Origin of the sequence: Exiguobacterium sp. MH3 (assembly GCF_000496635.1) — a bacterium.
Taxonomy (GTDB): Bacteria; Bacillota; Bacilli; order Exiguobacteriales; family Exiguobacteriaceae; genus Exiguobacterium_A; species Exiguobacterium_A indicum.
Genome location: NC_022794.1, coordinates 1,031,147 through 1,045,425 on the forward strand (window position 1 = coordinate 1,031,147; position 14,279 = coordinate 1,045,425).

A 14,279-nucleotide genomic window follows, 5' to 3' on the forward strand; every position below is an offset into this window, starting at 1 on the left:
AAGCCATTCTTTTCGTTTCATAGTATACTAAAAGAGTAGTAGGATAGAGGAGTAGAGTTTAGTTCATAGGAGGAGACAGCATGTCAGAAGAAGCACGTATTTTAGTCGTCGACGATGAAGAACGGATTCGTCGCCTGTTGAAGATGTATCTGGAGCGGGAAAATTTCACGATCGAGGAAGCAGACAATGGAGAGACGGCGCTTGAAATGGCGCTTGAGACAGAATACGATGTCATTCTCCTCGACTTGATGATGCCGAAGATGGACGGGATGCAAGTCTGTGAAGAACTGCGGAAAACAAAAGCGACGCCAATCGTCATGTTGACGGCAAAAGGCGAAGAGACGAACCGCGTCCATGGGTTTGAGATGGGGGCAGATGATTATATCGTCAAACCATTCAGTCCACGTGAAGTCGTCTTGCGTGTCAAAGCGATTCTTCGTCGGGCAAGTGCGACGAAATTCCTCCACACGGATGCGAAAACAAAAGATGTCATCGTCTTCCCACACTTGACGATCGACAATGATGCGCACCGCGTGACGGTCGAGTCGCAAGAAGTCAATTTAACACCAAAAGAATACGAACTCCTGTATTTCTTAGCAAAACAAACGGATAAGGTATTCTCGCGAGAACAATTACTCAAGGAAGTCTGGAACTACGAATTTTTCGGAGATCTGCGGACAGTCGATACACACGTCAAACGTCTGCGTGAAAAGCTGAATCGTTTGTCTCCGAACGCCGCTCAAATGATCACGACGGTCTGGGGTGTCGGATACAAGTTCGAGAATAGTCCGACCTGACGATGAAATGGTTGCAAAGCGTTGTCATCAAACTATGGGGAACGATTCTGTTACTCGTTTCGGTCGTCTTGATCGCCTTGACGATCTTGTTACTTGAATTTTTCAACTCGTTCCATATCGAACAGGAACGGGGGCACTTGGCAAAGCTCGGTCAACAAGTCGAGACCGTCTTTCAGGCGCACTCCGGCATCGAGGAAGGGTCGAGTACTGCTGTTGAAATCACGGATATCTACGGGGCAACACTGATCGCAAAGACGCAGGATGATTCCGTCGAAGCGAATATCTCACAAGCGAAGGCGAACCGGATCATCAAGGAACTCGAACGTCAGAACTGGAAAGCAATTGATGGTGAAGAAGGCGAGACAGCGATAGGCAACTATGAGACCTTTGATGGAAAAGCAGCACTCGCGTATCGGGCACCGCTCATTACGGATAGTGGCAACGGAACGATCTACTTGATCGAGCAATTGACGAACATCGAACAGGCGAATGAGGGTGCACGTCAAATCATTCAACTCTGTGTCCTGTTAGCGATCATCGGAACGACCGTCTTTGCCTTCTTCCTCTCGACACGAATCACGGCGCCACTGCGAACGATTCGCCAAGCTGTCGTTGAGGCCGGTGAAGGAAAGTTTGATCAGAGCCTGACGCAACGTTCACGGGATGAGATCGGTGACTTAGCGCTTGCGTTCAATGAAATGAGTAGTCAACTCAATCAATACGTCACCGATCTCGACAAGGAGCGGCATTTACTCTCCTCGATTCTGCGCTGTATGGCAGACGGTGTGTTGACGTTCTCGAAATCAGGTGAGCTCCTCGCGACGAATCCACCGGCTGAAGCCTTTTTGGCGGGTTCTCCCGTACCGGATGAACTAATTGAGTTATTCCAGACGGTCATGCGTGAAGAGACGGAGATGACGGTCTCCTTTGAACGAGAGGGACGCTTCTACATCATCATCGTCAGTCCGTTACTCGAACAAGAAGAACAGATCGGAGCGGTCGCCGTCTTGCGTGATATGACGGAAGCGCAGCAACTCGAGAAGATGCGCGCTGATTTCGTCGCGAACGTCAGTCATGAATTGCGGACACCACTCGTCATGCTGCAAGGGTACTCGGAAGCAATTGTCGATGGGATGACCGAGAGTGATGAGGCAACGAAGGAATTCGCTTCGATCATTTACGACGAGTCCCAGCGACTGTCGAGACTCGTTAACGATCTTCTTGATCTTGCACGAATGGAAGCGGGATATCAGGAGTTACGGATTGAATCCGTCGAAGCAATCCCTTTTGCGAAGCGGGTGATCAAGAAGTTCAAACAGATGGGACGCGATAAACAAGTTACCTTCTCGGTTTCTGGTCCGAACATCGCGTTTGAAGCAGACCCTGATCAGATGGAGCAAGTCTTGACGAACCTGCTTGGGAACGCCCTGCGTTATACGGAGAACGGTGAAATCAAGATTAAGATTGACGAAGATAGGGAAAACATTACATTATCCGTCATTGATTCGGGTGACGGAATTCCAGAAGAAGATCTACCGTTCGTCTTTGACCGTTTTTATAAAGCGGATAAAGCGCGGACACGTGGCAAGACGGGTACAGGAATCGGTCTTGCGATCGTGGCGAATGTCGTCCGAGCTCATGGTGGTGAAGTCGAAGTCGACAGCCGCTTAGGAGAGGGAGCGACCTTCCGGATCCGATTACCGAAAAAACAAGGGAAGCGAACATTATGAGTCGCTTCCTTTCGCTATAGGAGTGAATGAAAAATGAAAATTTACACGAAGTCTGGTGACGAAGGAGAAACATCTCTCGTTGGTGGGAGAGTCAAAAAAAATGATCGGTTGATTAGCTTGATGGGAGAACTCGACGAATTGAACAGTTTCGTCGGACTTGCCCGGACGAAAGCATCGTCAATCGAGGTGCGGGAACAGCTGACAGTGATCCAGCACGCCTTATTCGATTGTGGCAGTGACTTGATGTATGTCGAACCGCGCCCGTCACGTTTGAGTCAAGAAGCGACGATTGATTTAGAAAGTTGGATCGACACGTTAACGGAGTTATCGCCGCCGCTCGATAAGTTCATCTTGCCTGGCGGAACGGAAGCAGCTGCAACGTTACACGTGGCACGGACGGTCTGTCGTCGCGTTGAACGTTCGATGATCGATGTTCCTCAAGCGGCTCATTTATTACCGTTCATCAACCGACTCAGTGACTTCTTCTTTACAGCAGCTCGTTACGAGAATGCCGTCAAACAAAAAGCAGATATTGAATATGTCCGCAGTGCGCATGTATTCAAACGAAAGGATGGAGAGCAATGAGTCAGTCATTTAGCACATGGAAAAAGGAAGGAACGAGCTACCATCTCGTTCCGACCGACAAATTCAAGACGACGACGATTCTCGTCACATTTTCAGCACCGTTAGAAGCGAAGACGCTGACAAGCCGTGCAATCCTACCGTATATCATGGAAAAATCGACAGCCGCTTATCCGTCGATGAAAGCGTTACGTGAGCCGCTTGAAACACTATATGATGCGGGACTTTATGCGGACGCGTCGAAGTTCGGAGAAGAGCACGTCATCTCGTTCCAACTCGATGTCGTCCGGGGAGAACTCGTCCATCATCCGTCGTTGTTAAAAGAAGCACTCGAATTGCTCGAGCAAATGGTGCTGTATCCAGATTTGACGGAAGGTGGCTTCCGTGAACAGTTCGTCAAACAAGAAAAACGATTGCATGCCTTACGGATCAGTTCACTATATGACGATAAAATGCGCTACGCACAGCAACGTCTTCTCGAATTGATGGCACCAGGTGAAGCCGTCGCGTTGCCATCGCTTGGAACACTCGAAGAACTCGAACAGATCACCCCGTCATCCTTGCGTGATACATACCGTTCGATGATCGAAGACGACCGGATTGATGTCTTCGTCGTCGGACATGTAACGAAGGAGGAGATGGAAGACGCTCTATCATTCTTGCCATCGCATTCTGAAAAAATCAGTCATTACATTCCGGCCCAAAAAGCAGTCAATGGTGTAAAACGGTCGAGTGAAACGCAACCGATCAAACAAGGTAAATTGCATCTTGGTTACCGGGTAGCGGTCGATCCGACATCTGCTGACTCGATTCGGATGCAAATCGTCAATGGTCTGTTCGGTGGCTTCCCGCATTCAAAACTGTTCATGAATGTCCGTGAAAAAGAGAGTCTCGCCTATTATGCGGCTTCACGGTATGCGGCATTGAACAGTGCACTCTATGTTTATGCCGGGGTCGACACGAAAGAAGCAGAACGTGCCGAGAAGATCATCTTGGAACAACTCGTTGATTTGAAAGCAGGACAGTTCACGGATGAAGAATTGACACAGACGAAGGCGATGTTGATCAATGCGCGCCGTCAAATCCTTGATCAGCCAGGTCAACTGATTGGTTGGTTGAATGGTTCGAAGATGCGTGGACTGACACTGGAAGATGAGATTCATATCATTGAAACGGCGACACGTGAAGACGTCGTTCGATTAGCAGCGGCAATCGATCTTGATGCCGTATATCTATTGCGAGGTGAAGCATGATGGAACAACTAACCTATCACGATACAGACGAAACGGTATACCACGAGCAGCTCGATAACGGCTTATCCGTCTATTTGTTGCAAAAAAAAGGATACGAAAAGACGTATGCGACGTTTACGACGCGTTATGGTTCGATTGATCAACGATTCAAAAAAGGCGAGGAATGGATCACGGTACCGGACGGCATCGCCCATTTCCTCGAGCATAAGATGTTCGAATCCGAAAAAGGGGACGTCTTCCAAGAGTTCGGTCGTCTCGGTGCCTCTGCGAACGCCTTTACCTCGTTCTCGCGGACAGCGTATTTGTTCTCAGCGACGTCGTTGATCGAACAAAACCTCGAGACGTTGATCGATTTCGTACAAGATCCCTACTTCACGCCGGAAAGCGTTGAAAAAGAGAAAGGGATCATTACGCAAGAAATCCAGATGTATCAAGATAATCCGGGATGGCGCCTGTTCTTCGGTCTGATCGAATCGATGTATGCATCGCATCCAGTTCGGATCGATATCGCGGGAACTCCGGAATCAATCAATCAAATCACAGCCGATGACTTGTACACGTGCTACCGTACGTTCTATCATCCATCGAACATGGTGTTGTTCGTCGTCGGAAACATCGATCCGGAAGAGACACTAGCATTGATCAAGGCGAACCAAGCGAAGAAAGACTATACGGATCGCCCGGCAATCGAACGAGATTACGGTCAAGAGCCGCATGGCGTACATCGTCCACGTTTTGAACTCGAGCTCGACGTTAAGACACCAAAGGTATTGATCGGTTACAAGGACGAATCGCTTCGCGGCGAGGCACAAGTCCGCCGTGAGTTAACGAGTGAACTACTGTTACACCTCTTGTTCGATCAGACATCATCGACGTATTTGGAACTGTATGAAGACGGTCTGATTGACGATACGTTCAGCTTTGATTACTCGAGTGAGGAAGAGTTCGCCTTTGCGACGTTTGGCATGGAGACAGAGGATCCAGACAAGTTCATCCAAGCGTATGAGACACTCCTGCAAACGCGTCCTGACTTCACGGAAGATGAAGTCACGCGCAAGCGGAACATGATGCAAGGGAAATTCCTCCGTGCCTTGAATTCACCGGAATTCATTGCGAATCAGTTCTCGCGTCACGCACTTGCCGGTACGAATCTGTTCACGCTTCCGACATTGATTGCTTCGATTACGAAAGAAGAGATTGAAGCCCGTTTCGACGAGTTGTTCGCCATTGAAAACCGGGCGATCTCAATCGTCAAACCGTACGCGTGATGCGAATCCTCATCACCGGTGCGAGTGGCGCCATTGGTCTTGCGGCAGCAAAACAACTTGCTGCCGCCGGACATGAATTGGTGCTTCAGACGTATCGACAGCAAGCGGTTTTAGAACGGATGATAGAGGAGTGGCAAGGCGAGCACCACATCCTGACTGCGAATTTAGCAGACGAGAAGGACTTGCAGGCATTTTGTGCGGCATTACCTGTCGTCGATGCCTTCGTCCATTGTGCCGGAACGAGTTATAGCGGTCTGTTGCTCGATCAATCAGCAACATCAATGCACGAACTCTGGAAAATTCATGTCGAGGCGTTGATGCGCATCAGCCAAACCGTGACACGGACGAAACCGTTTACGTCGAAGCTTGCGATCGTCGTCATCAGTAGTGTGTTAGGAGAACAAGGTGTCGCGGGTGAGGTCGTCTATTCGACATGCAAGGCGGCACAGCTTGGATTCGTCAAGGCATACAGTAAGGAACTTGGACCGATGCATGGACGCATCAATGCGATTACGCCGGGGTGGATCGATACGCCGATGAACGCGATTTTTTCTGAGGATGAAAAGGCAGAAGCGATTGCTGAAATTCCTGCCGGACGATTCGGAAAAGCAGAGGAAGTGGCTACTGCGATCCGTTACTTAGTGCAACCCGAATCGAGTTATGTATCGGGAGCCATCCTTAAAATAGATGGCGCGTGGATGTAAGCATTGGAATTTCAGTTCAGGAATGCTTTTCATTTTTCAAAAAATCATTTAACATGAGGAATGGATAATCGTATCAATAGAGGAGGATGGGCGCGTGAGTGAGTTCGAGCAATGGTATCTCGAATATGAATTAAAGGTCAATCGTCCCGGTATACTCGGGGACATTGCTTCGTTGATGGGAATGTTACATATTTCGATCGTGACGATCAATGGTGTCGATCATCAACGACGCGGTATGTTGCTCCAAACGAAACAACCGGATCAAATTCCACGACTCGCCGCTATTCTCAAGACGATGTCAACCATAGAGGTCATCAAACTACGAAAACCAAAACTACGTGACCGAATCGCGATTCGTCACGGGCGCTATATCGATCAAAGCAGTGATGAACGAAAGACGTTCCGCTTCGTCCGGGAAGACTTAGGGATTCTCGTCGATTTCATGGCAGAGCTATGTAAACAGGATGGGCACTTGTTGATTGGTGTCCGCGGCATGCCACGCGTCGGTAAGACGGAGTCGATCGTCGCAGCGAGCGTCAGTGCAAATAAGAAATGGCTGTTCCTATCGTCGACGTTGATTAAACAGACGGTTCGAACATCGTTGTTCGACGACGAGCGGACGGGTGATTATGTTTACATCATCGATGCGTTAGTGTCACAACGAAATTTCGATGAACGACACTGGCAAATCCTGCGGGAAGTCATGCGTCTACCCGCGACGAAGATCGTCGAACATCCGGATGCGTTCGTCAAATCGAGTGAGTATACGTGGGATGATTTTGATTACATCATTGAATTACGCAACACGACTGAAGAAATCATTGTGACTGAACTGCCTCGTTCCCATGGGGGAAATGATTGGTTCAACTTTGAATAAGTATGAAAAATGGAAGGTGTGTTACCGATGACCGAGCTCGGAACCTACTTAAAGGAACAACGGGAGGCGCTAGGCGTCTCTCTCGAACAAATTCAAACGACGACAAAGATTCAAAAGCGTTACATCGTCGCGATCGAAGAAGGCAATTATGATCAATTGCCGGGAGCCTTTTACGCCCGGGCCTTCATCAAGACATATGCGGAAGCACTCGGTCTTGACGTCGATGAAGTCTTTACGACTTATAAACGTGATCTTCCGGAACCGGAAGCACAACCGGTCGTCGAACTGTCACGGCGCGCGACGTATTCGAAATCCAGTGCTCCGAAAAAGAGCGTTGCGAAGCGTTGGATTCCGAATATCATCATCATCGTACTAATCTTTGCAATCGGTACTGCCTTGTATTATGGTCTGCAGACGTTCCTCGACGGTAACGAAGAGGCGAAGACGTCCGCACCGAAGCAAAATGATGTCACGATCGATCAAGGGGACGCGCCAAGTAAAGAGACGGATGCGCCTGCGAAGACGGAAGAAGAGCCGAAGGAAGAACCGGCGAAACAGGAAGAAACAAAAGAAGAACCTAAAAAAGAGGCACTTGCTGCGAAGTCGACATCTGGTCAAGATGTCACATATGAAGTCGCAACGAAAGATACGATGAGTGTCTCGATTCAAATCAAGAAAGATGCCTCTCCGTCGCCATTCGTCGGTGTGCGTGATACATCACTTGAAGGAAAAGCACTCGCGCCAGACCACATCAACGCATCGGATCCGAATCCGATCGTCGTGAAGGACGCGAAGACGGACTTGATCCGCATCCGGATTGGTTCGATTAAAGGGATTGATAAAATCGTCGTCAATGACCAAGAACTGAAACTGAACCGTTCGCTTCTCGTCCAAAACATCTATCTAAAGAAAGTAGCCACGCCGTAATCCGGCGTGCCTTCTTTTAGATGGTATGTCATTTACATATGAAATGAAGGAGGAGGGCGTTACATGAACTTACCGAATCAATTGACAGTATTACGCGTTTTATTAATTCCCGTGTTCGTCATCGTACTTGCGATTGATCCGAACTGGGGACAGTGGGATGTGTTGGGAGCTGAGCTTCCCGTCTCACACTTCGTTGCAGCTATCATCTTCCTTGTTGCTTCACTGACGGACTGGCTCGATGGTTATATCGCTCGTAAACAAAAATTAGTGACGAACTTTGGAAAATTCATGGATCCACTTGCTGACAAGATGTTAGTCGCTGCTGCGCTTGTCTACTTGGTGGAACTTGGATTCGTCGCAGCATGGATCGTCGTCATCATTCTCTGTCGAGAGTTCGCAGTCACGGGTCTTCGTCTCGTCGCATCTGACGAAGGAATCGTCCTTGCTGCCGGAAACTCTGGCAAAGCCAAGACATGGGTCCAGCTGACATCAATCACGGCATACTTGTTGCACGATATCATCTTTGCGATGTGGAACATCCCGTTCGCAGATATTACGATGTGGCTTGCTTTGATCTTGACGATCTACTCAGGCGTCGAATATTTCTCGAAAAACATTAAGTTAATTACGAAATCCATGTAAGATGGATCAATTTAGACTGTTCGTCATACCGAACAGTCTTTTCTTATACTTCAAGAAGGTGAGGAATCAACATGAAAGCAGAAATCATCGCAGTAGGAAGCGAGCTCCTCCTTGGGGAAATCGCGAACACGAATGCACAGTACCTTTCCGAATGGTTAGCGAGTGCCGGAATTGACGTTCATTATCACACAGTCGTCGGTGACAATCGTGAGCGGATGCAAGAGACATTCCGTCAGGCGCAACAGCGGGCAGATCTCCTCGTCATCACAGGAGGTCTTGGACCAACGGAAGACGATTTGACGAAAGAAGTGCTCGCTGATCTCCTCGGACGTGATCTCGTCCTCGATCAAGCGGCGTACGAGCGAATCGAAGGATTTTTAAAGACACGTCAACGGGAGATGACGATCAACGAACGAAAACAAGCTCTCGTCATCGATGGTTCGACGGTATTACGCAATGATGCAGGGCTTGCTCCTGGTATGTCGGTCCAGACCGAGCATCACCAATATATCGTCTTACCCGGTGTGCCACGCGAGATGAAGCAAATCCTCAAAGATCACTTCAGTCATCTATTCGGTCAAGAAACGATTCGTTCTCGGACGTTACGATTCTTCGGAATCGGGGAATCGGCTTTAAACGACCGTCTAGAAACGTTGATCAAGGAAGCGACCAATCCATCGGTCGCACCGTATGCGGAGCTCGCTGAAGTCCGGTTGCGCCTGACGGCTAAAGCACTCGATCAACAGGAAGCCGATCGTATGCTCGATGAACTCGAACAACACGTCCTTGCTGAAGTCGGCATGTACTTTTATGGATATGGGGAGACGAGTCTGCCGGAAGTCGTCCTAAAACGGTATCAAGAAGCAGGATTGACACTTTCGCTCGCCGAATCACTGACGGGAGGAGCTGTCGCGAGTGGTCTCGTTGATGTCAGCGGTGCGAGTCAAGTATTGCGCGGGAGCGCTGTCGTCTATGATGATGCAGCGAAGCAAGCCGTGTTATCGGTACCAGATGATTTATTACGAGAGCATACTGCTGTCAGTAAAGAGGTAGCGATTGCGATGGCTGAAGGGGCACGAGAACTGTATCAATCCGATATCGCCGTCGCCTTGACGGGGGAAGCAGGTCCGACGAGCAACAGTGGAAAAGTGGTCGGAACGGTCTATTGTGCTGTTGCGGACGCACATGGAACACGGATCGTCGAATGGCAATATCCATCGTTCGACAGAGGCATGATTCGACTGCGCGCCGTCAAGGATACCTATTTCCTTTTACTGAAACATCTCGAAAAATCATCAGAGTAAGAAAAATGATCGAAGTGCAAGTATGCGAATAAATGTTCGTAAAATGCTTGTCATTCGGTCTCAAAAGAAGTACAATAATCTCAGTAAGATAATTAAAAGGAGGCCTGCTACGTGAGTGATCGTAAAGCAGCACTTGAGATGGCGTTACGCCAGATAGAGAAACAGTTCGGTAAAGGTTCTATCATGAAACTCGGAGAAAATGCAGATCAGAAGGTATCAGTAATCTCTTCTGGATCGATTACATTAGATATTGCCCTAGGTGCAGGTGGATACCCACGTGGACGGGTCATCGAAGTATACGGACCTGAATCGTCAGGTAAAACGACGGTTGCGCTTCATGCAATCGCAGAAGTTCAAAAACAAGGCGGACAAGCCGCATTCATCGATGCGGAGCATGCGCTTGATCCAGCATATGCAAATAAACTCGGTGTCAACATCGATGAGCTCCTCTTGTCACAACCGGACACTGGGGAACAAGCACTTGAAATCGCGGAAGCACTCGTTCGTTCTGGTGCGGTCGATATTCTTGTCGTCGACTCTGTTGCGGCACTCGTACCAAAAGCAGAGATCGAAGGCGAGATGGGTGACTCACACGTCGGTCTTCAAGCACGTTTGATGAGCCAAGCGCTTCGTAAGTTGTCTGGTGCAACGAATAAATCGAAGACGATCGTCATCTTCATCAACCAAATTCGTGAAAAAATCGGTGTCATGTTTGGTAACCCGGAAACAACTCCAGGTGGTCGTGCACTTAAATTCTACTCGTCTGTTCGTTTAGAAGTGCGTCGTGCGGAAGCGTTGAAAAACGGTACGGACGTCGTCGGTAACAAAACGAAGATTAAGGTCGTCAAGAACAAGATCGCACCTCCGTTCAAACAAGCGGAAGTCGACATCATGTATGGTCTCGGGATTTCGAAAGTCGGCGAGTTGATCGACATCGGAACAGACCTTGATATCGTTCAAAAGAGTGGTGCATGGTACTCGTACAACTCTGAACGTCTCGGTCAAGGGCGTGAGAACGCGAAACAATACATGGTCGAGCATCCGGAAGTCGCAGCAGAGGTCGAACGTTTGATTCGTGAACACCACGGTCTCGTCGATCGCGAAGAGCCGGTTGATTTCGAAGCAGAACAACCAGAAGATCTATTTGCTGAATAAACCGTTTCAGAGAGGATTCGCGTGCGAATCCTCTCTTTTTTAGTGTAAAAGAGGAAAACAGTGGAATTCTTTCCCGTCCGTTCGTTGACAATGAACGAGTGCTATCCTTACAATATAGATGTACGTTTTTTAGACAGCTTCGATGAAATACCGAAATGAACTAAGAAACACCTTGCAAAGGGGAGGTGAACCCATGAGTACACTGACTTGGATTGTCATACTTCTCCTCACTTTGCTGATCGCATTCATCGTAGGCTACTTCTTGCGGAAATCGATTGCAGAAGCGAAAATTCAAGGCGCAGAAACGGAAGCGAACAAAATCGTCGAACGTGCGCGTGAATCGGCTGAGGCAACGAAAAAAGAAGCAGTACTCGAAGCGAAAGATGAAGCATTCAAACTTCGTAACGAAGTGGAAAAAGAATTGCGTGAACGTCGCCAAGAGCTAGCGAAACAAGAAGCCCGGTTGCTCCAGAAAGAAGAGACACTCGATCGCCGTGTTGACGCTATCGACCGTAAGGAAGATCAGATCAATACACGTGATGCAGAGATCGCGAAACGGAAGCATCAAGCTGAAGAACTAGAGCGCAAAGTAGAGGACCTGTATGAACAGGGACGTCAAGAGCTTGTCCGCGTCGCGAATTTATCGCAAGACGAGGCAAGAACGATCATCATGGATGAGACGAAACAGGCTGCTTTACATGATGCAGCCATTCTTCAAAAAGAAATCGAACAAAAAGCAAAAGAAGAAGCCGACAAGAAAGCACGTAACATCTTGTCACTTGCGATTCAACGGTTCGCCGCTGAACATATCGCAGAGACGACTGTATCGGTCGTCAACTTGCCGAACGATGAGATGAAAGGTCGGATCATCGGACGGGAAGGTCGCAACATCCGTACGCTCGAGACCTTGACTGGGATCGACTTGATCATCGATGATACGCCGGAAGCCGTCATTTTGTCTGGTTTTGACCCAATTCGTCGCGAAGTCGCTAAAATGGCGCTCGAGAAATTGGTTCAGGATGGTCGGATTCACCCGGCCCGTATTGAAGAGATGGTCGACAAATCCCGTCGTGAAGTCGACGAGCGGATTCGAGAAATCGGGGAAGAAGCGACGTATGATGTCGGAATCCACGGCATTCATCCGGACCTTGTCAAAATTCTCGGTCGCTTGAAGTACCGTACGAGTTACGGACAGAACGTCCTGTATCACTCACTTGAGGTTGCCCACCTTGCAGGTATGATGGCAGCTGAACTTGGAGAAGATGTCACGCTTGCGAAGCGTGCGGGTCTTCTGCATGATATCGGGAAAGCGATCGACCACGAAGTCGAAGGCAGTCACGTTGAGATCGGAGTCGAGCTCGGTACGAAGTACAAAGAGCATCCAACCGTCATCAATGCGATCGCGTCCCACCACGGGGATACGGAAGCGACATCTGTCATTTCCGTCTTGGTCGCAGCTGCGGATGCATTATCTGCTGCTCGTCCAGGTGCACGTCAAGAGACACTCGAAAGTTATATCCGCCGTCTCGAACGCCTCGAGGAAATCTCGGAATCGTTCGACGGTGTCGAAAAATCATTTGCGATCCAAGCGGGTCGTGAAGTCCGTATCATCGTTCGACCTGACGTCGTCGATGATGTACTGGCTCACAAGATGGCGAGTGACATCCGGAAAAAAATCGAAGAAGAACTCGATTATCCGGGACATATCAAAGTCACGGTCATTCGGGAAACACGAGCAGTCGAATACGCGAAATAAGTGGAGTGGCGGGCGACCGCCACTTTTTTTAATGAACGGAGGAACAGCAATGAAGATTTTATTCATCGGAGACGTCGTCGGTGCACCCGGTCGACACATCCTGCAACAATTCACAGCACGCCTGAAAGCGAAGTATAACCCGAACGTCATGCTCGTCAACGGCGAAAACGCGGCACACGGACGCGGCATCACGAAGTCGATCTATCATCAATTCCTTGAACTCGGATTCCACGGAATCACGATGGGGAACCACACGTTTGATAACCGCGACATCTTTGACTGGATCGACGACGCGGATCGAATCGTCCGTCCGGCGAACTATCCGGAAGGCACGCCAGGTCGTGGGATGATGATCGTCAAAGCAGGTAATAAAAAGATTGCCGTCATCAACGTCCAAGGAACGGTCTTCTTACCACCACTCGGTGACCCGTTCCGTACCGTCGATGCACTGATTGCTGAAGTCGAAGGAAAAGTTGATGCCATCTTCGTTGATGTCCATGCGGAAGCAACGAGTGAGAAAATTGCGATGGGCTATCACCTCGACGGTCGAGTACAAGCTGTCGTCGGCACACATACGCACGTCCAGACAGCAGATGAGCGTGTCCTTGACGGAGGAACGGCTTACATCACGGATGTCGGGATGACAGGTCCGCTGAACGGCGTGCTCGGAATGCGCCAGGAAGATGTCCTACGAAAATTCAAGACACAGCTCCCAACACGGTTTGAAGTTGCCGAAGGACGGGAACAACTTAATGGAGTCTTGATTCATATCGATGACACAACCAAAAAAGCAACGAAGATTGAACGGATTCATCTGACGGATCAGTCAGTATTCTTCGACTGATTGCCATTTCTGGATGGGGAGGTACACGCATGGACGTCCTGAAAGTATCAGCTAAGTCGAATCCAAACGCGGTAGCAGGTGCACTCGCGGGTGTCATTCGAGAGAGAGGTTCCGTCGAGATTCAGGCCATTGGTGCGGGAGCGCTCAATCAGTCTGTCAAAGCCGTCGCCATCGCACGCGGATTCGTGGCGCCTTCTGGCATCGACTTGATTTGTATCCCAGCCTTCACAGACATTTTGATTGATGGGGAAGAGAGAACCGCCATCAAACTCATCATCGAACCACGATAACGAATTGGACATAGGTCCTATTTGCAAGTAGACCATTTACTCGACTGGAGTAGATGGTCTTTTTGCTGCGCCTGCGAAATTTTCTCACCTTTCCACCGAGGGAGCATTGTACTACTTCCGGTAAATCGGTATCATGAGGGAGGATAGAGA

14 protein-coding genes are annotated in these 14,279 nt (G+C 49.1%); all 14 read left to right on the plus strand.

Annotation, left to right across the window (positions count from 1 at the left end; translation table 11 throughout):
* Positions 1-80: 80 nt before the first annotated feature.
* The 14 genes from U719_RS05195 (at position 81) to U719_RS05260 (ending at position 14,129) form a co-directional block, all read left to right on the plus strand.
* On the plus strand, positions 81-797 hold the full coding sequence (locus tag U719_RS05195) for a response regulator transcription factor (protein ID WP_023467692.1): 717 nt from the start codon (positions 81-83) through the stop codon (positions 795-797).
* 2 nt (positions 798-799) lie between these two features.
* Positions 800-2,527: an ATP-binding protein gene (locus tag U719_RS05200; protein ID WP_023467693.1), complete on the plus strand. Its 1,728-nt coding sequence runs from the start codon at positions 800-802 to the stop codon at positions 2,525-2,527.
* A gap of 33 nt (positions 2,528-2,560) precedes the next feature.
* Positions 2,561-3,112, plus strand: coding sequence for a cob(I)yrinic acid a,c-diamide adenosyltransferase (locus tag U719_RS05205; RefSeq protein WP_023467694.1), 552 nt, complete (start codon positions 2,561-2,563; stop codon positions 3,110-3,112).
* Positions 3,109-4,362 (plus strand): EF-P 5-aminopentanol modification-associated protein YfmF, encoded by a 1,254-nt coding sequence (yfmF, locus tag U719_RS05210; RefSeq protein ID WP_023467695.1) that lies wholly within the window; start codon positions 3,109-3,111, stop codon positions 4,360-4,362. The genes U719_RS05205 and yfmF overlap by 4 nt, the downstream gene beginning before the upstream one ends.
* Positions 4,359-5,630, plus strand: coding sequence for an EF-P 5-aminopentanol modification-associated protein YfmH (gene yfmH, locus U719_RS05215; RefSeq protein ID WP_235147631.1), 1,272 nt, complete (start codon positions 4,359-4,361; stop codon positions 5,628-5,630). The genes yfmF and yfmH overlap by 4 nt, the downstream gene beginning before the upstream one ends.
* Positions 5,630-6,334: an elongation factor P 5-aminopentanone reductase gene (ymfI, locus tag U719_RS05220; protein WP_023467697.1), complete on the plus strand. Its 705-nt coding sequence runs from the start codon at positions 5,630-5,632 to the stop codon at positions 6,332-6,334. The genes yfmH and ymfI overlap by 1 nt, the downstream gene beginning before the upstream one ends.
* A 94-nt stretch (positions 6,335-6,428) precedes the next feature.
* Positions 6,429-7,211 carry a DUF3388 domain-containing protein gene (locus U719_RS05225; RefSeq protein ID WP_023467698.1) on the plus strand — a complete coding sequence of 261 codons (783 nt, stop codon included), beginning with the start codon at positions 6,429-6,431 and terminating at the stop codon, positions 7,209-7,211.
* Between the two features lie 9 nt (positions 7,212-7,220).
* Positions 7,221-8,138, plus strand: coding sequence for a RodZ family helix-turn-helix domain-containing protein (locus tag U719_RS05230; protein ID WP_023467699.1), 918 nt, complete (start codon positions 7,221-7,223; stop codon positions 8,136-8,138).
* Between the two features lie 63 nt (positions 8,139-8,201).
* Positions 8,202-8,780, plus strand: coding sequence for a CDP-diacylglycerol--glycerol-3-phosphate 3-phosphatidyltransferase (gene pgsA / locus U719_RS05235; protein ID WP_023467700.1), 579 nt, complete (start codon positions 8,202-8,204; stop codon positions 8,778-8,780).
* A 71-nt stretch (positions 8,781-8,851) separates the two neighbouring features.
* Positions 8,852-10,084: a competence/damage-inducible protein A gene (locus U719_RS05240; protein WP_023467701.1), complete on the plus strand. Its 1,233-nt coding sequence runs from the start codon at positions 8,852-8,854 to the stop codon at positions 10,082-10,084.
* Positions 10,085-10,195: 111 nt separating this feature from the next.
* Positions 10,196-11,239 (plus strand): recombinase RecA, encoded by a 1,044-nt coding sequence (gene recA / locus U719_RS05245; protein ID WP_023467702.1) that lies wholly within the window; start codon positions 10,196-10,198, stop codon positions 11,237-11,239.
* A 193-nt stretch (positions 11,240-11,432) separates the two neighbouring features.
* Positions 11,433-12,995 (plus strand): ribonuclease Y, encoded by a 1,563-nt coding sequence (gene rny, locus U719_RS05250; protein WP_023467703.1) that lies wholly within the window; start codon positions 11,433-11,435, stop codon positions 12,993-12,995.
* A gap of 49 nt (positions 12,996-13,044) precedes the next feature.
* Positions 13,045-13,839 carry a TIGR00282 family metallophosphoesterase gene (locus U719_RS05255; protein ID WP_023467704.1) on the plus strand — a complete coding sequence of 265 codons (795 nt, stop codon included), beginning with the start codon at positions 13,045-13,047 and terminating at the stop codon, positions 13,837-13,839.
* 29 nt (positions 13,840-13,868) lie between these two features.
* The gene (locus tag U719_RS05260) at positions 13,869-14,129 is read left to right on the plus strand and encodes a stage V sporulation protein S (RefSeq protein WP_023467705.1); all 261 of its coding nucleotides are present in this window, start codon (positions 13,869-13,871) and stop codon (positions 14,127-14,129) included.
* Positions 14,130-14,279 lie beyond the last annotated feature (150 nt).